The organism is Moorena sp. SIO1G6 (assembly GCF_010672795.1).
Taxonomy (GTDB): Bacteria; Cyanobacteriota; Cyanobacteriia; order Cyanobacteriales; family Coleofasciculaceae; genus Moorena; species Moorena producens.
Window position 1 is genome coordinate 217732 of the sequence record NZ_JAAHFZ010000012.1, and the last position, 22071, is coordinate 239802.

Below are 22071 nucleotides of genomic sequence, written 5' to 3' on the forward strand. Positions count from 1 at the left end.
CCTGAAAACTTGTAATTAAAGCAATATTAGGATTGAATTTCGTTATGACGGTACTAGCAGGATTTTACGTTTCTGGCGCTCTCTACTTTTTCTCGATCTGGTTTCAAGCGTTCCAGAAAGACACTAATTTATCTCCTGATCAAATCCGCTCTTCTTGGATAGTGTTGACGATAGCAAGCATTTTTTGGCCAATTGTTGCCCCGATTGCTAATCTGGAGAAGAGTTCTAGAAAAAAAGATAGTTTAGTTCAGGAACAAGAGTTGGATCCTAATAAAACAGGTATTTCACCTGAGCTATCCCGCACTTAATTGGTAAATATCAATTGAATGATACTGATATTAGATCCGGGAACATCAGTCTTGTAAAAATTGGGTAATGGTAAATGGGTAACTATGATTACTTCCAAGCCATTACCCATTCTAATATCTTGCACCTTCACTTAAAAGCTCTAAAATTTAGTAATCTTAATTCAGGAGCTTCGAGTCAGAATAAGTCAAAGTTATGTTGTTGGAATATAAGAGTTTTTATGCTGCTGATACGCGCAGCCTACTCAACCAACCATCAAGATCTGCCAAAGCGCGATCGCGATATGCTCCATACCGTTCTCGCTTATTCTTAATCCGCACTGGCAATTCGGGTAAAATGCCAAAATTTGGTGGCATAGGCTGAAAATGCTTAGGTGATGCGGAACTGATAAAGTCAAACAAGGCTCCCATCATCGTAGTGGGTGGCATCGTTACCAGTTCCAATCCCAATACCAGTCGCGCCGCATTGGTACCAGCCAGCCACCCTCCCGCAGCTGCTGCTGTATAACTTTCTGTTCCTACCAATTGACCAGCTGCCAACAAAGTAGACCGTTTTTTGAACTGTAGGGTTGGTTGCAATAACTCAGGAGCATTGAGAAACGTGTTCCGATGCATCACTCCCATGCGCACAAACTCTGCTTCTTCCAAACCCGGAATCAGTCGAAATACCCGTTTCTGCTCACCCCAGCGCAAATTGGTTTGGAATCCCACCATATTCCACAGCTGACCTGCTTTATCTTCCTGTCGCAGCTGTACCACAGCATAAGGACGCTGGTGCTGATTTTCTGGGGCGCGGAAGTCTCCCTTACGGGCATCAAACAGTCCCACTGGCTTCAGAGGACCGTAACGCATAGTATCTTCCCCCCGACGAGCCATCTCCTCAATCGGTAGGCACCCTTCAAAAAATTTAGCAGTTTCTTGCTCAAAGTCTTTCAATTCTGCCTTTTGAGCTGCACACAGTTCTTCCCAGAAGTGACGATACTGTTCCCGATTCATGGGACAATTAAGATAAGCAGCTTCTCCTTTGTCATACCGGGATGCCATAAAGGCAATATCACGATTGATGGATTCCCCCACTACAATCGGTGATGCGGCATCAAAAAAACTAAAGTATTCTAAACCAGTGAACTGTTGCAGGTCTTCGGCTAAAGCAGGACTAGTCAACGGACCGGTTGTAAGTACCACCACCCCTGTGGTAGTAATTTGCGGAACTTCCTCCCGCTGCAACTCGATCAGGGGATGACTAGCTAAGGTTTCCGTCAATTCCCGACTAAATACTGCTCGGTCTACAGCTAAGGCACCCCCAGCTGGAACAGCATGTTGATCAGCTTTGCCAATAATAATTGAACCAAGGCGTCTCAATTCTTCGTGCAACAAACCCGCAGCGCGATCGCTTGACTTAGCACCAAAGGAATTACTACATACTAGTTCTGCCAATTCGACCGTATGATGAGCCGGGGATAGTCGCACTGGTCGCATTTCGTGCAACACCACTGGTACTCCAGCCTGAGCAATTTGCCAAGCGGCTTCTGTACCCGCTAATCCACCACCGATAACATTTACTTGTTGTTTGTCATTAGTCATTATATAGCAAAGGGAACAGGGAATAGGGAACAGGGAATAGGGAGTAGGGAGTAGGGAGTAGGGAGTAGGGAGTAGGGAGTAGGGAGTAGGGAAAAGAGAACAGGAAAAAAATCCTGTGTACCTCATTTCTATGACAACCACTTTATTCAATTGTTAATTATTAATTGTTAACTTTTAATTGTTAACTTTTAATATCAACCAATTCACAATTAACAATTTTATATTCTCAATTATCACTCCTCAATTTTAAATTTTAACGGGACACGATCTGACTAAATAGTTAACAATTTAGTGATTGTTCCTGGTACTGGCAAAATAATAGTGACTAAAATCAACAAGGCTATAATTCCGCACAAATCTCGCCAGTTGTCAAGTTCTGAAACATCATTAAGGGCTGGTTCATCTGCCACTGGCATGAATAAAAGAATAATTCCCCACAGGAGTAATTCTGGCTGGATAAATACTAGGAGCATCATTAACAGCCGGGTAATCTGACCAATGGTCATACCAGTTCTTTGACCCAACATCGCATGGACGATATGTCCACCATCCAGTTGTCCGACTGGCATTAAATTGAAAGCAGTAACAACTAAACCGACATAACCAGCGACTGCCACAGGATGAAGGTTAATGGCTGTGTTGGAGACAAATTCACTGCCCAATGCCCATTTACTTAGTAAGCTTAGCAAAAGGGAAAATCGGGGATCGAGGGATTCTAGGTTCAAGATTCCTGAAGAGTCAGACAAAGGCACTACAGTGGAATGGGCTAATCCCCACATTAGGATTGGTAGGGTAACCACTAAACCGACTAGTGGACCAGCAATGCCTATATCAAATAAGGCTTTACGGTTAGGAACAGGAGAGCGTATATGAATAAATGCTCCCAATGTTCCCAAGAATAAAAAGGGTATGGGGATAAAGTAAGGCAGAGTTGTACGCACCTTGTAAACCATTGCGGCGAAATAATGACCGAGTTCATGAATGCTGAGAATTGCCATTAAGGCCAGGGCATAGGGCAGTCCTTGCAGTAAAACTGCTGGGTCAGTCAGGGGATTTTCCGACACCCCAGTTATCTGAGTGCCCATCCAGGTGGTGGTAAACAAAGTAATCACCATCAGCCCCAATGCTAAACCAGGTCGCGTTAATGATTCAGACCCCCTGTAAGGTTTGGTTGATTTTTTGGTATTGGGCACTAGAGCAAAAAAGGGTTTGCCGCTAAAGCTTTCTTGAAAGACTACGAAGAAGCGATCGCCAAACTCGGCTTCTATATTTGACCGCACGGTACGGTAGGCTTGCTCTGGGTTAGTGCGCAGTTTGCCGCGACACAACACTACTTGAGGTCGGTACTCAATATTCTGGAGATAGTAGATTCCCCAGGGAAAACAATTTCTGAGGTCTTTTTCTTCTTCTTTAGTAATGGGACGAAGGCTTGACTTTTCAGTTGCCGATGCAATTTTGGCGACCGGGTCTGAGGTACTTGTTTTAGTCGGATTGTCTTTGGTCATGGTTGAATTGGGAGCTGGGCGTCCCCACTGAATCAGCAGCCAGTACAACGGCAAGCAAATCACAAATGGACCGAGCAATAGGGCTGGTGGTATTGGTGTGTTCTTACCATTGAACAGAGTCCAACCAATCCAGACTAGTGGTGGAGTCATCATTACCAGCCACAGTAACCATACTGGTGTCCGGGTGAGGCTGGCAACGGTGCGCTGGATAACGAAGTAGGTAATCACAGCGAGTAAAATAAATGTAAATGGGAGTAGCCAGAGTTCCATGATGAAAGATCACACCGTCTACTAAAAACTACAATTAAACTACAAGCATTGTGCAACCCGATCCTCCAGCAAAAGGCGATTTTTCTCTTACGCCAAGCGCATCGTCTAATCAGCAACCTGCTGCATCCAAGCCACCACGCCTTGTTCTAGATACCATTTTTGCTTTTCCACCCAATCGAGATACGTTAGGTGGTACGGCTTATATTATTGTAGGAAATTCCTTCAACCTATTGATTGATTGTCCTGCCTGGAATGAGACTAACCAACAATTTTTGCGTGAGCAAGGGGGAGTCTCATTACTGTTTATTACCCATCGGGGTGGTATTGGTAAAGCAAAGGAAATTCAGGAGAGTATGGGGTGCCAAGTCCTGATTCAAGAACAAGAGGCTTACTTACTGCCGGGATTGGAGGTAGTTACATTTCACCAGGAGTTGACTATAAATCCCTACTGCTACGTCATTTGGACTCCTGGTCACTCTCCTGGTTCTTCTTGTCTTTACTACACTGGTGCAGGGGGTGTGCTATTTTCTGGGCGTCATTTGCTTCCTAGTAAACAGGGAGAACTGTTGCCCCTGCGAACCCCGAAAACATTTCATTGGCCGAGACAGATTCGGAATGTGCAATCTTTGCTTGAGCGTTTTACCCCAGAGACTCTTCAATTTATCTGTCCTGGTGCCAATACTGGTTTTTTGCGAGGCAAAGGCGTGATTGACCAAGCTTACGAGGGTTTATCAGACGTAAGGGCGAAGTTTGAAAACCCAGAAGCGTTATATATCTGAGGCCCTGAGGCTCTGACGCCCTGATCTACAGATAATCTAACTTGCCTTAGCTAGAAAAGGATCAGATGTTAACAAATTGATTGCTTCCTGATACTGACTATCTGCTTCTGTCCCCACTTGGCTAATAGTAATTGCTTCTAAAGGCACCTCCAAGTCTGGCTCAATCCCTAATTTATTAATATCCCGGTGATTGGGGGTCTCGTACTTGGCAACGGTAACTGCTAATCCTGAGCCATCTATTAGTTCAAATAAGGACTGAATTAACCCTTTGCCAAAGGTTTTTTCCCCGACTAGCTTTGCCCTACCATTGTCCTGTAAAGCGCCAGCTAGAATCTCACTAGCACTGGCGCTGCCTTGATTAACTAATACAACCAAGGGGTCTTCCGTAAGAGCGTCACCATAGGCTTCAAAGCTACCAATGGTGCCTTGGCGGTTAACGGTGTAAACAATAGTGCCTTCATCTAACCAGAGGCGAGCAATTTCAATACCTGCCTGCAATAGACCCCCTGGATTATTCCTGAGATCAAGAATATAGCCATCTGCACCCATCTCCTTGAGTTTAGCAACGGCGTGGGCAACTTCCATTGGGGCGTTAGCACTAAATTGAGACAGACGAATATAACCGACTGGGTCTCTATTTTCCTGGGTATCGAGGACTGAATACACTGGGTTTAGGGAAATGCGATCGCGCACTATTTCCACCAATTTTGGCTGTTCTTTCTGGCCTTGAATTTTCAAGGTAACTGTTGTACCAATTGGTCCACGCATCCGTGCTGCCGCTTCATCGAGAGTCATTTCCCTAGTCAACATGCCATCAATTTCTAGGATGTGATCCCGTGCTCGGATACCGGCTAAATCTGCTGGTGATTGAGCAATTGGGGTGATTACTTCTAACTCACCAGTTTCCCCATCAATGGCAATTTGTAGCCCGACACCGGAGAGTTCACCAGAGGTGCTGATTTGCAAACTATGATATTGGTCGGGTCTGAGCAATCGTGTGAAGGGATCCCCAAGACTCCCTAACATGTTTTCTATGGCCGTATAGGTAGCTTCACGATTAGGCAGCCGCTTTTTCAAGGTCTTCTGACGTAACAACCACCAATTCTGATGGTTAAAGGTATCATCAACGTAGGATTGAGAGACAATCCGCCAAGCTTGGGAAAAAAGCCTTTGCTCCTGAGAGAAGGCAGCTGCTGTTGGTGTCCACCAGGCAGACAATAGCATGATTGGGAAGGTTAGTAAGAGTCCAACCCAGAAGGCTCGTTTGTGCATGATCAAAAATTTATGAGAGTACTTGTTAAGTTATGTTACCTGTAACCGCGATCAGGTATAATATTTGGGCTGTAACCGCCAGAGTTGACGGCAAATTAATGAAGCAGGTCATGTTAAAATTAACATCATGTAACATATAGGCTGTATTCGTTGTAAATTAAGGAGTTGAACACTCCGACGTTCAACGTCTGACGGCAAAATCCTTTCGGAAACTCTGGCCTCATGTTTTCTAAGCAAATCACTGACTCGAAAGTATACGACTGGTTTGAGGAGCGTCTGGAAATTCAGGCACTTTCCGATGACATCACTTCAAAGTACGTACCTCCCCACGTTAATATTTTTTACTGCCTGGGTGGAATTACTCTAACTTGCTTTATAATCCAGTTTGCCACTGGATTTGCCATGACCTTCTACTACAAGCCGACGGTCGCTGAAGCATTTAGCTCTGTACAGTACATTATGACTGACGTGAGCTTCGGCTGGCTGATCCGCTCTGTTCACCGCTGGTCTGCCAGCATGATGGTGCTGATGATGATTTTGCACGTCTTCCGGGTCTATTTGACTGGTGGTTTCAAAAAGCCCCGTGAACTGACCTGGGTGACAGGGGTAGTTTTAGCAGTAATTACCGTCTCCTTCGGTGTGACTGGCTACTCCTTGCCTTGGGACCAAGTTGGTTACTGGGCGGTCAAGATTGTATCTGGCGTTCCTGAAGCTATTCCCGTGGTTGGTTCTTTAATCGTCGAACTGCTGCGGGGTGGTACTAGTGTAGGTCAGGGTACTCTGAGTCGCTACTACAGTCTACATACCTTTGTGCTGCCCTGGTTTATCGCTGTCTTCATGCTGCTGCACTTCCTGATGATTCGCAAACAGGGCATTTCTGGTCCGTTGTAAATCTGTACTGACTAAAAGTCAGGAAAGTGTTAAAACTAAATGCAAACCTTGCTGCTGCCACCTGCTTACCTTTACTTATTAAGGAGAAGAATTTAAGCAATGTCAGTTCTTAAAAAGCCGGATCTAGACGATCCAATTTTACGTGCCAAACTAGCCAAGGGGATGGGTCATAATTATTATGGCGAGCCAGCTTGGCCTAATGACCTCCTCTACGTTTTCCCAGTGGTAATCATGGGTTCCATTGCTCTATGCATTGGTTTAGCTGTGCTTGATCCAGCTATGATTGGTGAACCAGCCGATCCCTTTGCCACACCTTTAGAAATCCTCCCGGAATGGTATCTATATCCTGTTTTCCAAATTTTGCGGATTCTCCCTAATAAACTTTTGGGTATTGCTGCTATGGGATCAGTTCCCTTGGGTCTGATGCTGGTTCCCTTCATCGAAGGTGTGAACAAATTCCAGAACCCATTCCGCCGTCCAGTGGCAACTACGGTATTTTTATTTGGTACCCTAGTCACCATCTGGCTTGGTGTTGGTGCTACCTTACCCATTGATCAGTCTTTGACTTGGGGTCTGTTTTAAGATTCGCTTAACCATCAGTCTCATCCTACAACTAGAGTTTGAACTAGAGTTTGTGGGATTTCGAGTGGTTAGTGATTAGTCATTAAAAAAAAGCTTTTCTGAAAATCCCACGGCTCAATGTACGTGGGATTTTTGTTTGATAGCAATTTCCAAGAATTTCCTCCGTGCCAAGTATCTTAACCTACATTCCGCAGCTTAGCTCGCAGAGCTATGGTATTTTTGAACAAGACGTGAGACGCATTCCCCCACCTGGCCGCAGGCCACGCTACGCGAACGTTCAGGTGGGGGTTAGTCCACGCCAGTAACAAAAAAATAAACAATAAAAAACCTCTGGCAATCTATATTTTCATAGGTTAATATATTAGTTAATATAGTTGTTTTATATTAGTGAAGACACCAACCAAAGTGATCAGAACTGATAAGTGGAAGCTTAATCCTTCTCCCTCGCAAAAAGAATTATTTGCGGAGACGGTCAAAGTTTATCGTCAGGCTTGCAAGTATTTGGTTGGTATCATCTACACTCACTGGTCTGAACTTGGTGGATTGACAGCAGATCAATTAACTCCTGCTGTAGAGCGGCTAATGCATCAAACCGCCAAGCGACCTAATATAAAATACCCTCAGTTCAATCAAGCTTTTTACAAATTTCCCAGCTACTACCGTCGGGCTGCGATCTCGTTTGCGGCGGGACAGGTTAGTAGCTATGTCACTCGTTATAGGGACTGGCAATCTGGAAACAGAAAAAGAAAAGATAGTAAGCCACCAAAACTAAATGCTGGGACTGGTTGCTATCCTGCTTTATACAAAGGACAGTGTTATAAGTTACATGGTTTCGACCAAGTAGAAATTAAGGTTTTTGATGGTAAAAACTGGGACTGGACGAAAGTTCAAATTACCGGATTAAGAAACCGCCACACCTGTGGGACTAACAAAATCATGTCCCCGTCATTGATATTCAATGATAGGTACTGTCATTTATCTGTTCCATTTGCTTGCAAGCCAGAAAAGCGCAAGCCAGAAGGCAACGTTACTGCGGTAGATCTAGGCATCAATACCACCGCAACAATAGCAGTTGTAACCCACACCGGCACTGTAATCCACCGTGATTTCGTTCACCCCGGAAGAGACATAGACCGTAGGGACAAACGACTAAGATCCGTATCCGTCCGAGCCTCCAAGACTATGGGCAAAGGGGGGAAACTTCATAAAGGTTTCTGCTGTTTGACCTACCAAAAATGCCAAAGAATCAACAACCAAATTAGCCATATAGTTTCTAAACGAATTGTTGAGATTGCTGAGAAATTCAATTCTGAAGCAATCGTGTTTGAGAACCTCAAAGGATGGAAGCCTAAAGGTGGAAAAAAGAGATCTAACCTGAGGCAGAAATTTCACGGGTGGCTCAAAGCTAAAATTCGTGATTTCACAGAAATGAAGTGGACTGAACTTGGCGGAAAAGTTGTAGAAGTCGTGGCTGCTTACACTTCCAAACTGGCCTACGATGGCTCCGGTACGGTTAAACGAAATTCAAGAAATTACTCCCTAGCAACCTTCTTATCAGGTAAGTGTTTCAATGCCGACCTCAACGGCGCTTACAACATCGGGGCTAGAGGTGTACTTAAACTCGTTCGCAGAAATGGCAACGAGGGTCGTTCCAGCAAAAGATCTCGACGACCGCCTAGAAGCTGGGCGTGCTTGTGTGATCTGTGGACTAGCGGTAGTTCCAGATTAGCATAGGACACCACCACCTCGGTTAGCCAGGTGGTGGAAGCTTCATGCATGACCCCTAACTCTATTTACGCCTAGGTAATGGTAAAGATGTAGTGATTTGGCTAGGGTCTGGTCAAGGTAACGGGAGCTAAAGTCACTACTTGTGTACCACTACCTACGCCTAATAGGGGATGCAATCCGGCGATCGCAATCGCTTTATTTGGCTAGATAAGCTTGTCTGAGTTGCCAAATTAGTTCCCGATAAAGTTCATTTTTGACACGATTTCCCCGCTCGCAGTGTTCTAGCTTAATATCATCTACAAAAAACTTGACAGTCAAAACTTTGTTGGAGTCCATTTGTGATCCTCCCACCATCTTAATTTCTTCCATCCAAATTTTCGGATTTTGCCATTCGATGCGGGAGCGTTTAAATCGTTCTTGTAACCACATAATCAGATCATCAACAACATCATCAAATCGGGTATCATCAATGGAGAGATTATTCGCTCTCAGCCATAATTGATTGGCTTTGCGCTTAAGAATGGTAATTTTTTGTTCCCAAGACTCGCGCAGTAATTTATGATCTTCTAACAACAAATCTGGATCTTTGCACCAGGTGTTATACCATTCTCTGACTAAACCAATCAGGGAGTCTCCTCCAGATTGGGCATGCTCTCCTTCTTCTAAAGTTAATTTTCGTTGACGATTTCCCAAACGAACCGCTTGTGTCGATAAACCCATTTGCTCACAAATATTCAAATAATCTCCCTGAATTATACGGATTTCACTGTATTCTAAGCCTTCATTTTCAAACCGATCCACTTGCTCGGACAAGCGATCAAACGCATTTTCAATTTCCTCTAACTTATGATTCACTTTTTGTTCTGCTTTTAACCGGATTAAACCCACTTTTCGCTTCTGTTCTGCTCTGATTCCCGGCTTAGAAAATCCATAAAACTTTTCTAAAAGTTCAAGCTTGCGATCGATTAGTCCCATTGTGTCGGGGTGAGCTAAGATCACGTTTTCAATCAACTGAATTGCTTGACCGGGATCAACTGTTGACATGATCGGAAGTTCCAGTTGATCGTAATAATGGGGAGTTGGACGAGTGAGATTAACAATTTCTTTTGTTTCAAAGGTAGAATTAGGAAGGTAGACATCACTGTGGTTACTCACAACATACAGATGAGTAACTCGCAAACCAACTTTTTTGATCACTGCAAGTTGACCGGAAGACAGTAAAATCACATCTCCAAATTGAAAAGGAGTATCGACTAATAAAACCAAACCGCTCAGAAAATTGGCGAGGGAATCTTTGAATGCAAAGCCAAGAATAAAAGATGCTCCTCCAAGGGCGACCCAGACTCCAGCCACGTTTATTCCTAAAGTTTGTAAGAATAGTGAGCCGCCAATAACATAGACTAAAATAGGCAAGATGCCTTGAAGAATGGGAAGCAAAACATCATCCCACATGGCTTCTGTTTGCTCTGAATACTTCTTTAAGTAGTAGAGAATAACTTTAGTTAAAATTTGAGCGGTGACATAAGTGATTATCGCAATCATTGCAGCGGTTAATCCTCGATTTACCCAAACTTCATAATTTTCGCTTAGTTTAAGTTTAGGAATTAATGAAATTTGAATTCGTAAAAGTAGTACAAATAATAATAAAGGTTGACGTATAATTTTTAAGCTTGTGATTGCTGCGTCAGAGGAGAATCGACGAAATATAGGCGGAAGAATCACAAAGGTGATAACATATAATACCGCAATAATTCCTCCTAGAATTGCAAGGCTTTTTAAATATTCACTTAATACAATCATATTAACCTCTTGCTACTGGCTTCTGTAATAATTTTCACTTTTGCCCACACAACATTGAACTTTTTCCCCTGATTGTACACCATCAAGCCAGAATTGTATCAGGGTAAACGCAAGAAAAATGAACCCATAATATGAAATAACCGGGCGACTGAAAGGCGCTCTTGGAAGTGAAAGGCTAGAACCCTTTCCTAGTCTTGGATTCAGACTAGTTTCCACCCGAAGGAGCGTAGTGAGATGGATATCGCGGCTAAGGCTACGACACTCCCGAATCACTAGGTTTCAGAGCTAGAGGGGAATGCGCAACAAATCTTTACATGCCGTGGAGAAGATGTTGTTGGGTTAGGAAAAGAATCATTTGGTTGAAAAGTGATGAATCGCCACTACAAGGCATCGTTACGATAGACACTTTCCGATAAAGCGGCAATGGAAGGTGTAAGCTCCTGGATTAGCCTCGCGTTAAAGGGGCAATCGAATCCCACTTTGGACTCGGTGTATAGGCGGCAACCTCAGATTCGTAACTTCTTAGTGTGTCAACAGGTAAGCCGAGGTTGAGTCCTAGATCTAGGTCGATTGATGTAGGTAGCCAAATCGTAAGAGGAGGTATAACTCTCAGCCCGGTAGAAGACTGAACCAAGCAAAAGCCAACAGCCGAAAGGCAACAGGAAAATACGAAAGTATATAACTGGTTGGATAGAGGGAAATCCCTTAACTTGAAAGAGTGCTGAATTTCAGAACTGACTTCGAGCTAGGGAAATAATACGTAAGTACCTTAATTGTATATGGAAAAGATAGAACCGCAACCTTACGGGAACGGTATCGTAACTAAACAAACCACTGACTGGCACGCTATCAATTGGAAACGTGCCTACAGGACGGTCAGGAAACTTAGACGTAGAATTTTCAGAGCGACACGTGAGGGTAATTGGAAAAAGGTCAACAAACTACAAAGACTAGCTCTCCGTAGCTATTCCAATATCCTGATATCAGTCAAACAAGCAACCCAAGTAAATAGTGGTAAAAAAACAGCAGGGATAGACGGAAAGAAAAAATTAAACCCTGCGGAAAGAGGTCTAATGGTCGATTCCCTCACCACATATAAGACATGGAAGCCAATACCAACCAAACGCATCTACATCCCAAAATCCAATGGAAAGAAAAGGCCATTAGGGATTCCTTGCATAACCGACAGATGCCTACAAGGTATAGTCAAAAATGCACTTGAGCCATCATGGGAAGCAATGTTTGAACCAGTATCATACGGGTTCAGACCTGGAAGAAGTACCCATGACGCCAGACAGAGGATATTCCTAAACATCAAAGGAGAGAATAATAAAAAATGGTGGGTAGTAGACGCGGACATCTCAGGATGCTTCGATAATATTGCACATGAACCACTATTGGAAGCAATCGGTAGCTTTCCAGCAACCAAACTCATAAAAGAATGGCTCAAAGCAGGATACATCCACAAAGGGACATTCTACGATACCGAACAAGGAACACCACAAGGTGGGATAATCAGTCCACTATACGCCAACATAGCTCTCCATGGATTAGAAAAGGAACTAGGTATTAAATACTACTGGTGTAAAGACAAGAAAGCCAAAAACGGCGGAAATTGGAAAAATAGGACACCAAGGACTTACGTCCGCTTTGCCGATGACTTTGTAATCCTCACCGAAAGCAAAGAAGATGCGGTGAATGCATTGAAAATCGCTGAAGAGTGGTTATCCAAAAAAGGACTAACATTATCCTTCGAAAAAACTAGAATATCCCACTTGACCACCGGATTTGATTTTCTGGGGTGGAACTTCAGGAAACATAATACCAGTACAAGAAAATCAGGGTATATAACCATCATTAAACCTTCAGATAAGAATGTAGCGAAATTTAAAACCAAACTTAAAGAGGAATTCAAGAAGGTACGATCAGCTCCACAGGAAGTGGTAATCAAAAGACTCAACCCGATTATAAGAGGGTGGGGAAATTACCACAGCGGAGCAGTATCTTCAGAAATATTCAATAAGATTGACAGCTACATATTCTGGAAGTTAACAAGATGGGGATTAAGAAAGCATCAAAAATCCCGGGAATGGTTGTACAAGAAGTATTTCGGTAAATTATGTCCCGGAAGAGACGATAAATGGGTATTTGGAGAAAGGAAAGTTTATCTGACTAAGCTTGCATGGGTCAATATCGAAAGACACACCCAGGTCAAACATACTCATAGCCCGGACGACCCAGAACTCAAAGAATACTGGGAAAAGAGGGAAAATAAACAGAAACAAAAGACCGCAAGAAATAGACTATCCAACGGAAAAAACAAAATAGCAAACAGACAGAACTACATATGTCCTGTCTGTAATCAAACCCTTGGAAGGTATGATAATGTGCATCTACATCACATAACACCAAAAAAGGATGGCGGCACAGATAAGTATGACAATTTAATATACTTACACAATGACTGCCATCACTCAATCCATGCCCTGGGTGCGACAAATCCCGAAATACAACAAATGCTAAAAATGGGATTAAAAAAACCCTCCAAGAAGAAGGGACAAAAGCCAAAAGGTACAAACCCGGATTCAAGGAAAAGTAAGTCGCAAAAGAAAACGTGTTCTAAAGAAGTTGGGCGCGCCGTGTGCTTGGAGACTCGCTCGCACGGTGCCTTGGGGACGAAGCGGGAGTAATCCCGCAGATTTACCCGATGATGTCATCTCAAAATTTCCAATGGTTTTTGGCTTCGATACCCCCACTAACTTAACTGCAACCAGTCGCCAATCCTTGCCACTGCTGCCTGCAACCGATTGTGAACAGATTCAGCTAGCTTCTGACCCATCAGTTTGAGAACCTGGCTGATCCGTGAGGGAACAAAGGAGTACTTCATCCATTTGTGAGCATTGTGATGATTGCGCTGGAGCGCCACCATCGGAGGTGCTCAGGGGTGGGAAGACATAGAAACCCTGATTGACTGACAAGACCCTTGAAATGCTGATTATCCCGTAGGGAGCGCTTAGCCATAGGGTAACCCAATGAAAACCTCACTGGTCTTGGGTTTCGTTGCCTCAACCCAACCTACGCCATGATCTAAAGTCAGTCAACCAGCCTGCGGAATGTAGGATCTTAAGCGTATCTGCCATGGCTACAAGTTCTTGGTTGTTTTTCCCTAATATCCCTAATGCTATTAGAAATAGTTCGAGGCTAAGATAGGTGAATCGAATTCAAAACTAACGAATTTGAGCGGCACACAGAAAACAGCATCTAACTACGTATTCATTTTCCTAGAGATTTTTGAGTGTGAAGGGGGCATCCAATCCTACGTCAAAGATATTTTCGAGGCATATTTGTCTGTTGCTGCTAAGACTGTTACCAGTTCTAGCGCTGAAATATTTTTGCTGCGGGATGGTCTAGGTTGTGAAAATCCCTTTGATCTCTACCCACTCAGATTCCATTACCTGAAAACCAAGTCTCCTGTGCTAGGGCGTGTTCGCTTAACAATAGCGCTGGGGTTTTATTTATGGCAAAAACGTCCCAAACACGTTTTCTGCGGTCATATCAAACTGGCTCCCCTGACTCAGCTGTTGTGCAATAGTTTGGGGATTCCCTATACAGTTTTGACTTATGGCAAGGAGGTTTGGGAACTCTTACCCCTGAAAGAACGTAATGCCCTAGACCGGGCAGCAGCAATTTGGACAATCAGTCGTTACAGTCGCGATCGCGCTTGTGCTGCCAATAACCTAAATCCTGAAAAGGTAAAGATGTTGCCTTGTGCTGTTGATGGCAATAGGTTTACTCCTGGTCTGAAATCACCAGCCTTAATCGAAAAGTATGGTCTGACTGGTGCTAAGGTGTTGATGACTGTCGCTCGTCTGTGGTCTGGGGATATTTATAAAGGAGTTGATGTTACCATTCAAGCACTTCCTGCGATCGCTAAAATCTTTCCAGAGGTTAAATATCTAGTTATTGGTCGTGGTGATGATCAACCGAGACTGGCGCAGCTAGCCAAAGATTTGGGTGTTGGGGATCGGGTGGTCTTTGCTGGTTTTGTCCCTACACCAGAATTAGTGGAACATTACCGAGTGGCTGATGCCTACGTCATGCCCTCCCAAGAAGGCTTTGGGATTGTATACCTAGAGGCCATGGCTTGTGGTAAACCTGTCCTTTCTGGGGATTCTGATGGTTCTGCTGATCCTTTGCAAGATGGTCAGCTTGGTTGGCAAGTTCCCTATCGAGACCCCGATGCAGTGGCTGCGGCTTGTATTGAAATTCTCAAGGGAGAGGATCAGCGCTGTGATGGTCAGTGGTTACGAGAACAATCCCTAGGGTTATTTAGTAAAGAGGCTCTGACAAAGCAGTTAAAAGAGTTACTCGATACTGCGTAAAAATTGAGTCGCCCCTTGCGGAGCATAAGCAGCGAGGGGTAATTTCTATTCAAGTTAAGACGAATCTGAACTAGGATATAACTACCCGATCATATTTGTTATTGTTAAAAGAAAACAGTGAATCAAAATACCCCGAGACAGTTTCAGTTCAACCTGTCAGGTATGGGCTGTTGGCTAGCGTTCTTCTTAACTTGTTTCTTGCTAGGCACAGTTGGCTTGGGATGGGTAGTCAATGGTTTTTTGATTTTAATTGCTTTTTTAATCATCTCACCAGTGATTGCCTGGTTTGGAGTTCGCTGGTGGCTCAGACGTAATCTAGTGGAAGATAAATGTCCAGTCTGTGCCTATGAGTTGACTGGGTTTAACAATACCCAGTGTCAGTGCCCCAGTTGCGGGGAAGTTTTGAAGATAGAACACGGACATTTTAACCGCTTAGCAGCTCCAGGTACGATTGATGTGGAAGCGGTTGAGATATCGGTTCAGCAGATTGAAGATTAGAGTAATCGCTAATCACCCATAGACTTCGCTGCAGTTGTCAGGGAAAAGGCTTGCACCCAAAAGGCTTGCCTACAATAATTATTGAGTGTTGAACTTTGAGTTCTGCACCCTGGTACTAGGGAGTTTTAGTGATCGATAAAGTATAAGGATGCTGTTCACCATTGCGATCGCCGACGTAGAATGAGTAGCTGCCTTGCTCCCAATACCCGATTTTAACAATATTCCCCCCAGATAAATTATCGGCCTGTGTACATGAGGTACCATTTGGCTCCTGAATTAATAGAGTGGGCTGGCCTTGGCTTTCTAGGTTGAAGCGCAAGTAGGTAAAATCTTGGTTCAAATTAATGACATGATTGGGCTGGGTACTAATCATACCGCATTGGCTCTTATTTGATCCTCCAGAGTTTCCAGTAACTACGATGGGATCAGGCTGGAATCCAGGCTCAAGGTTGATGGTTTCGGCGTTGGCGACACCAGCGCTACTTAAGCTTACAGCTATGGTGATCGGAACAATCATCCACTGTGGGAATAGTTTAGTCATTGTCATCCCCTAAAGTCTTGTGATCTATTACTAATACACTTGTCCTAGATTACTTGACTATCTAGAATTAAATTTGTTTCGGGTAAGCTATCAGCTATCAGTTATCAGCTATCAGCTATCAGCTATCAGCTATCAGCTATCAGTTATCAGCTATCAGCTATCAGCTATAAGCTATCAGTTATCAGCTATCAGCTATCAGTTATCAGTCAAAGGCTGACGGCTGACGGCTGACGGCTGACGGCACCTCAAGTAGCTTGCGCGTAGCGCATATGCTTACTCTAGTCCCATTAACCCCAAGGGCGGGGTACCTCACCCAATTGAAAACTGCTATATAATAATGAGGCTGATTTCATAGCGGATCAGTGCTCTCGCCGGTATTCAACCGGTTGAGTCTGGACGTACTTATATATAGTCATCAGGTGTTTGCCCCAAAAAATGGTATGAAGCAAAATCTGCGATAATCTCGCCCTTATTTGCTTACTGATCCTTGAAATCAGTGTTCACAGTCATTAAAAAGCCAAAAATCGCAGCCTGAGTATTAAATATGGCTAGCCCCACTCTAAAAACAGGTCAACACCGAGAAGGTAGCTGGTATTTTCCGCTGCGACTGAACTTGGTTCTGCCACTGGTGACTAGGCGTTGCGTGGCAGCGCTTTTGGAAGTATCGCTGGTAACTACTAGTGCATTGCTCCCTTACGGGATTGGTTTGTATGCAGAAAAATACTCGAAGGCAGAACCGGTTCCCCTTAACCCAGTTTTGGGGGCAACCCAGAATGCGATCGCAAAAACTCTAGCTTACCCCCGCCTACAACTAACCAAGCGAGTCACTCCCCTGACCAATTTTTTTTGGTGTGCTTCGTTAGTGATGCCAGTAGGAGTAACCCTATGGCAACTTTATCTGCTGGGAAAAACTGGTCAAACTACTCCCAAAGGTTGGTTTGGAGTGCGAGTGGTTACCGCTTCGGGAAAACCCCCTGGTTTGATCGGTGCGGTGTGGCGTGAGGCAGTGGGACGCTGGGGATTACCACTCGGAAGTGCTTATTTACTCTGGCGCTACACTGGAGCGTTTCCTGACTTGTTAATTTTGTTGGGATTGGCAGGATTGATGCTATTGGCAGAGAGTTTTTGTTCTGTATTAAATCCTCAACATCGCAGCCTCCACGACTACATAGCCGGAACTTATGTCTCGGATTCCTCTCGGTTGCTCTTACCGTACTGGTCAAGTTTTGAATCCTCCCCAACACCCGAGTATGAAGAGGTTGAGCTAGAGGAGGAAACTGATGGGCAATGGTCTAATCACCAGGAAGCTACCTCGGGTTACCGTAGCGCAACAGTTAATCCCATTACCCTGATCTCATTATCGCAACAGCACTCCCCCAATCTTTGGTTGTGGATGCGCCGACATCCCGGTCTTACTCTGCTAATTGTTACCTTTGGCGGGATGGGTTCTGTACTGGGCACGTTTGTGGGAACCCAAATCTATATTCAAAGTCAGGCCAATTGGCGAGCGTTCAATCAGCAGAAAAATGAGGTCTTTCTGACCTTAGTGAAACAATTAAGCTCTACTGATAGCACTGCTCAAGAAAAACGTTTGGGATCAATTCTGGCTCTAGGTAGGATAGACGACCATCGTGCTGTACCGTTTCTGGTGGATTTGCTGGGTCAGGAAAATACCCCTAGCTTGATTGATACCCTCCAACAAACTTTGGTCAGTAAAGGTGTTCAACCCCTTCCCCATCTACGAATATTGAATCAATCTTTGGCAAACGACCAGAAAACCCTAACCAGGGAAGGTAAACCAGGGGTTGGGGGAGTGCTAGCGGTGCGGCACCGAGCAACTAAGCAAGCTATCTCGAAAATTCTGACTATCTACGACGGTCAAGTGCATAATGCTAACCTGAGCTATATTAACCTCAGTAAGGTTAATCAGGGTTATGGCTATTTTAATCCAATTCTGGACAACCTGAATTTGTCGGGCATTAATTTCCGCTACGCTAATTTGTCCGGTGCTAATTTGCAGGGTAGTCGCTTCTATGGCCCTGGTGAGGATCAACATTTTGGCACTTTTGATGATTGGGTCAGCGACTTCAGCGGAGCTGATCTGAGGGCAGTTAACCTCACTGGTGCTATTCTCGATAATGTCTTGATGAATCGCACCAATTTAATCGGGGCAACCCTGAACCGAGCTAGATTTTATAACAGCAGCCTGATCGGTGCCAATCTCAGCAGTGCCCAGTTGATTAATGCTGATTTCCGTAGAGCTATCTTAGAAAATGCTAGCCTGACAGGAGCCAATTTGGGGGAAGCAAAATTCAGTCTCTCTAGTCTCCATGGTGCTCGTTTGGGCAAAGTTAGTGCTGTGAGGAGTGATTTCTCTTCTGCTGATTTAAGTCAATCAAGCTGGCAAGGAGCGAATCTTTCTAGGGCAAATTTGAGTAATGCTAATCTCAAAAATGTTGATTTCAATTCAACCCAATTGGTAGGGGCTAATTTACGCAATGCTAAGCTGTACAATGCTAAGCTACGTTACGCTAATCTCAGTGCTGCGGATTTGCGAGGGGCTAATTTAGCTGGAGCAGATTTTAAGGGAGTTACCTTTGCTATGGCTAAACAGACTAAGGCTAATCAATTTATTACTTTGCCTCCACCTAAATCGAATTTAGCCCGGATCAAGGGGGTTGATTTTGCTAATGTTAAAAATTTAGATGAGCAGCAACTTCGATATATTTGTACCTATGGTGGACTTCATCCTCGATGTTTGTGACACTCTTTTAGAGTAGGGAACAGGGAACAGGGAATCGGGAATCGGGAATCGGGAGTCGGGAATCGGGAATCGGGAGTAGGGAGTAGGGAGTAGGGAGTAGGGAGTAGGGAGTAGGGAATCGGGAGTAGGGAATCGGGAGTCGGGGTAAGCTATCAGCTATCAGCTATCAGTAACGGGCAAGATGCCCGTTCCACCCACCGGGTCAAAAAGCTTTTAGGAGATGCACCCAACAAGGAAGAAACAAGTGGTAATAAACAAGTGGGAAAAAATCAAGTAGGCTAAAGTTTTTAACAAGAGAAAAAATTAGCGATGCTCGGTAAGATCCGCTACGCGATGCTCGGTAAGATCCGCTACGCGATCGCATAAATTCAAAAGTTACTGAGTCGATTCACTATCTTCGAGTTGACTTCAGTTTAAAACCCGCTTAACCACCATAGTTATTGCTTAATTGATTGCGTTTGATGTCAAGTTAACTATCAACAGTAAAAAAAACAAACATCAACCTGTATATTAGGTTTGTATAGCGTTTTTCATAGCTATGAGGTATATTCAATTTTATTACCTCTGTTCCCTGTTCCCTATTCCCTGTTGCCTTTGCTATATTAGTTTCACCGCAGCAATTAAGCTAAGATAAGCGAGAAAGCAGCCATCATTAGAATTAGGTATTGAGGAGTTGAGGAAATGGGTAATGCTATTGGTTTATTGTCCACACTAGGAACGCTAGTGCTGGTGAGTCTGGCTAGTTTAATGATTAAGTCGCAACCAGCATTTGCTCAAGCTGCCTACGGAAGTTATGTGGGAATCGGTCCTACGTTTGGTATTACAAAGGATGATGATGGAGAAGGTCAGCAAATTGGTGGATTAATTGCGTTTCGCTACAAATTCCTAGAAATCCCCATTTCCTTCCGGACACAAGCCCTGATTGGTGCTGGCACTGCTATTGTGCCAACAATTTCCTACGATTTCCCCCTTAACTGGCAAACCGATGCTTACGTGGGAGCAGGGGCTGTATTTGCTAGCGGTCACTCTCCCTCACCAGTAGGAGATAAGACAAGTTTTGCTATACAACCTGGTATTGATTTTATGATTCCTAATAGCCAAACGGTTTTGTTTGGTAATGCGATTATTGCTTTTGATGCCTATCGGGAGGGTGGCGGCGTGGCTGCCTCTGTTCAAGGTGGATTTGGTTTAAGATTTTAGTTTGAATCGTCGGGAGTCGGGAGTCGGGAGTCGGGAGTCGGGAGTCGGGAGTCGGGAGTCGGGAATATTTGCTCAGAAATGTTGAATCGAGTAGTAAACGATTACCAACATGGCTGATGTCTGTCTATCGTTGTTGTCAACACAGACATTCTTCCCCCTGTTCCCAGATCCGCTGTTCCCTATTCCCTATTCCAAAGTTCAACAAGTCTGCTTTTTACTTCAATTCAAAATAGCCCCGTCCGGTATAGTTTCTTGTTTCATTGTCCAAAATTGGCTCAGTACATGAATTTGCTTTAATCCCACAATTAAATTCAAACCAGGTATGAAAATCCACCACACTACCAGAGGTTCTGTGAGTCCTTCTTGTCGATACAGTTGGTTAACTGTGCGGTAAAGCCTGAACTGCACAATGTAAATCCAAACTATACCGATCAGGGAAAACCAACCAAACCAGCCAGGCACATCGGGGTCTAATATCCATAAGGCTTGTGGACCCGCGACACCTAAAAGAAAAGGTACTAAGCACAGGGTACCAGACCAACCAGAATTGTTATAGTGTCGCAACTCTTCGTGAATGATCCACTTGTACCAACTGTAGTAGACCATTAATGTGGCTACCGATAGCAGGATCACTTTTATCAGAGGACGAGGTTTACCTAGGGGTTGGTCAGACATAAGGCAAAACTATTGCATTGGAACATCACTCTGTATTTTAAAATCCCTTAACGTAAGCATTCAGCTATCAGCTATCAGCGAACAGCGATTAGCGCTACGCGCACGCTACTTGAGGTGCCGTCAGCTATCAGCTATCAGCGTGTCGCGTATCAGCTAATGCACTACAGATGGTGCTACTTGAGGTGCTATCAGCCACAAGCCTTGGCCACGCTACGCGAATGGCCAAGGCTTGTGGCTGACGGCTGACGGCTGACGGCTGACGGCTGAATGCTTACCCCTTAACAAAAATTAATACAATTTAAGGTAAAATAACAAAGCGTTGGACTGAGGCAGAGTAAGAACAAACACCATGGTGAAAGCACAAATTGGGATTATTGGCGGTAGCGGACTTTACAAAATGGCTGCTCTCAAAGATGTGCAGGAGGTACCCATTGACACCCCCTTTGGTCCTCCGTCCGATGCCTTGATGGTGGGAACCTTAGAAGGAACTACTGTAGCTTTCCTAGCTCGTCATGGTCGCAATCATCATTTGATGCCTTCGGAGTTACCCTTCCGAGCCAATATCTATGCCATGAAGCAGTTAGGCGTAGAGTATATCATCTCTGCCTCAGCAGTGGGTTCTCTCCAGGAAGAGGTCAAACCCTTGGATATGCTGGTACCGGATCAGTTTATTGACCGGACGAAGAATCGGGTTTCCACCTTTTTCGGGGACGGGATTGTGGCTCATATTGGGTTTGGACACCCGGTGTGCAACCAACTGGCGGGAATTTTAGTGGATGCGATCGCAAGTTTGGAGTTACCAGAGGTTACCGTACATAACGGTGGCACTTATCTGTGCATGGAAGGGCCAGCATTTTCCACCATGGCCGAATCTAATCTCTACCGCAGTTGGGGCGCAAAAGTAATTGGCATGACCAACTTGCCAGAGGCCAAGTTAGCACGGGAAGCCGAAATTGCCTATGCTACCCTAGCCCTCGTCACCGATTATGATTGCTGGCATGAGGATCATGACCATGTCACCGTGAATATGATACTTGATAATCTACAGCGCAATGCGATTAATGCTCAGAAGGTGATTCAAGAAACAGTGCGCCGGTTAGTTGATAATCCACCTGTTTCTAAAGCTCATTCTGCCTTGAAGTATGCTATTTTTACTCCCTTGGATCAGGCTCCAGAAGCAACTAAGGAGAAGTTGGAGTTGATATTGCGGAAGTATTTGTAAAATCGCCAAGAGCTAAAGGTGGCGCTGGATATATATAGCAATTCTCTTTCCCATGAGGTACAAAGGGATCCCC

At 44.3% G+C, this 22071-nt stretch carries 18 protein-coding genes; 11 read left to right on the forward strand and 7 right to left on the reverse strand.

Features of this window, described 5'->3' with window-relative positions; translation table 11 throughout:
* Positions 1-44 precede the first annotated feature (44 nt).
* Positions 45-308 carry a hypothetical protein gene (locus F6K63_RS14295; protein ID WP_009149169.1) on the forward strand — a complete coding sequence of 88 codons (264 nt, stop codon included), beginning with the start codon at positions 45-47 and terminating at the stop codon, positions 306-308.
* Positions 309-524: 216 nt separating this feature from the next.
* Here F6K63_RS14295 and trmFO read toward each other — a convergent pair whose 3' ends face one another.
* Positions 525-1889 carry an FADH(2)-oxidizing methylenetetrahydrofolate--tRNA-(uracil(54)-C(5))-methyltransferase TrmFO gene (trmFO, locus tag F6K63_RS14300; protein ID WP_287249281.1) on the reverse strand — a complete coding sequence of 455 codons (1365 nt, stop codon included), beginning with the start codon at positions 1887-1889 and terminating at the stop codon, positions 525-527.
* A gap of 272 nt (positions 1890-2161) precedes the next feature.
* Positions 2162-3664 carry a site-2 protease family protein gene (locus F6K63_RS14305; RefSeq protein WP_009149166.1) on the reverse strand — a complete coding sequence of 501 codons (1503 nt, stop codon included), beginning with the start codon at positions 3662-3664 and terminating at the stop codon, positions 2162-2164.
* A 50-nt stretch (positions 3665-3714) separates the two neighbouring features.
* On the opposite strand from F6K63_RS14305, the gene F6K63_RS14310 reads away from it, so the two are divergent.
* A complete protein-coding gene (locus tag F6K63_RS14310; RefSeq protein ID WP_009149165.1) occupies positions 3715-4443 on the forward strand; it encodes an MBL fold metallo-hydrolase in 729 nt (242 codons plus the stop codon).
* Between the two features lie 36 nt (positions 4444-4479).
* Here F6K63_RS14310 and ctpA read toward each other — a convergent pair whose 3' ends face one another.
* On the reverse strand, positions 4480-5715 hold the full coding sequence (gene ctpA, locus F6K63_RS14315) for a carboxyl-terminal processing protease CtpA (RefSeq protein WP_287249257.1): 1236 nt from the start codon (positions 5713-5715) through the stop codon (positions 4480-4482).
* Positions 5716-5937: 222 nt separating this feature from the next.
* Between ctpA and petB the strand changes: the two genes are divergently transcribed.
* From petB to F6K63_RS14330, 3 genes are all read left to right on the forward strand, one after another.
* Complete coding sequence (gene petB / locus F6K63_RS14320) at positions 5938-6606, forward strand: cytochrome b6 (RefSeq protein WP_009149163.1); 669 nt, start codon at positions 5938-5940, stop codon at positions 6604-6606.
* Between the two features lie 99 nt (positions 6607-6705).
* Positions 6706-7188, forward strand: a complete 483-nt coding sequence (gene petD, locus F6K63_RS14325; protein WP_009149162.1) for a cytochrome b6-f complex subunit IV — start codon at positions 6706-6708, stop codon at positions 7186-7188.
* A 387-nt stretch (positions 7189-7575) separates the two neighbouring features.
* On the forward strand, positions 7576-8922 hold the full coding sequence (locus F6K63_RS14330) for an IS200/IS605 family accessory protein TnpB-related protein (protein ID WP_502708310.1): 1347 nt from the start codon (positions 7576-7578) through the stop codon (positions 8920-8922).
* 189 nt (positions 8923-9111) lie between these two features.
* On the opposite strand, the gene F6K63_RS14335 is transcribed toward F6K63_RS14330, so the two are convergent.
* Complete coding sequence (locus tag F6K63_RS14335; protein ID WP_009149160.1) at positions 9112-10716, reverse strand: mechanosensitive ion channel family protein; 1605 nt, start codon at positions 10714-10716, stop codon at positions 9112-9114.
* A 779-nt stretch (positions 10717-11495) separates the two neighbouring features.
* On the opposite strand from F6K63_RS14335, the gene ltrA reads away from it, so the two are divergent.
* Complete coding sequence (gene ltrA / locus F6K63_RS14340; protein WP_287312455.1) at positions 11496-13406, forward strand: group II intron reverse transcriptase/maturase; 1911 nt, start codon at positions 11496-11498, stop codon at positions 13404-13406.
* A 65-nt stretch (positions 13407-13471) separates the two neighbouring features.
* Here the strand turns inward: ltrA and F6K63_RS14345 are convergent, their stop codons facing one another.
* Positions 13472-13645, reverse strand: a complete 174-nt coding sequence (locus F6K63_RS14345) for a hypothetical protein (RefSeq protein WP_009149157.1) — start codon at positions 13643-13645, stop codon at positions 13472-13474.
* Positions 13646-13952: 307 nt separating this feature from the next.
* Between F6K63_RS14345 and F6K63_RS14350 the strand changes: the two genes are divergently transcribed.
* A complete protein-coding gene (locus F6K63_RS14350) occupies positions 13953-15098 on the forward strand; it encodes a glycosyltransferase family 4 protein (RefSeq protein ID WP_287297535.1) in 1146 nt (381 codons plus the stop codon).
* A gap of 117 nt (positions 15099-15215) precedes the next feature.
* A complete protein-coding gene (locus F6K63_RS14355) occupies positions 15216-15596 on the forward strand; it encodes a hypothetical protein (RefSeq protein WP_009149155.1) in 381 nt (126 codons plus the stop codon).
* A 115-nt stretch (positions 15597-15711) separates the two neighbouring features.
* Here the strand turns inward: F6K63_RS14355 and F6K63_RS14360 are convergent, their stop codons facing one another.
* Positions 15712-16137 carry a hypothetical protein gene (locus F6K63_RS14360; protein ID WP_009149154.1) on the reverse strand — a complete coding sequence of 142 codons (426 nt, stop codon included), beginning with the start codon at positions 16135-16137 and terminating at the stop codon, positions 15712-15714.
* Positions 16138-16681: 544 nt separating this feature from the next.
* Here F6K63_RS14360 and F6K63_RS14365 point away from each other — a divergent pair.
* Both F6K63_RS14365 and F6K63_RS14370 read left to right on the forward strand, forming a co-directional pair.
* Positions 16682-18901 carry a pentapeptide repeat-containing protein gene (locus F6K63_RS14365; protein WP_009149153.1) on the forward strand — a complete coding sequence of 740 codons (2220 nt, stop codon included), beginning with the start codon at positions 16682-16684 and terminating at the stop codon, positions 18899-18901.
* A gap of 681 nt (positions 18902-19582) precedes the next feature.
* Entirely contained in the window at positions 19583-20101 is a 519-nt protein-coding gene (locus F6K63_RS14370) for a hypothetical protein (protein ID WP_009149152.1), read from the forward strand.
* Positions 20102-20320: 219 nt separating this feature from the next.
* Here the strand turns inward: F6K63_RS14370 and F6K63_RS14375 are convergent, their stop codons facing one another.
* The gene (locus F6K63_RS14375; RefSeq protein ID WP_287312457.1) at positions 20321-20776 is read right to left on the reverse strand and encodes a hypothetical protein; all 456 of its coding nucleotides are present in this window, start codon (positions 20774-20776) and stop codon (positions 20321-20323) included.
* 349 nt (positions 20777-21125) lie between these two features.
* Here F6K63_RS14375 and F6K63_RS14380 point away from each other — a divergent pair, with 349 nt between their 5' ends.
* Complete coding sequence (locus tag F6K63_RS14380; protein WP_287312458.1) at positions 21126-21998, forward strand: S-methyl-5'-thioadenosine phosphorylase; 873 nt, start codon at positions 21126-21128, stop codon at positions 21996-21998.
* Positions 21999-22071: the final 73 nt, after the last annotated feature.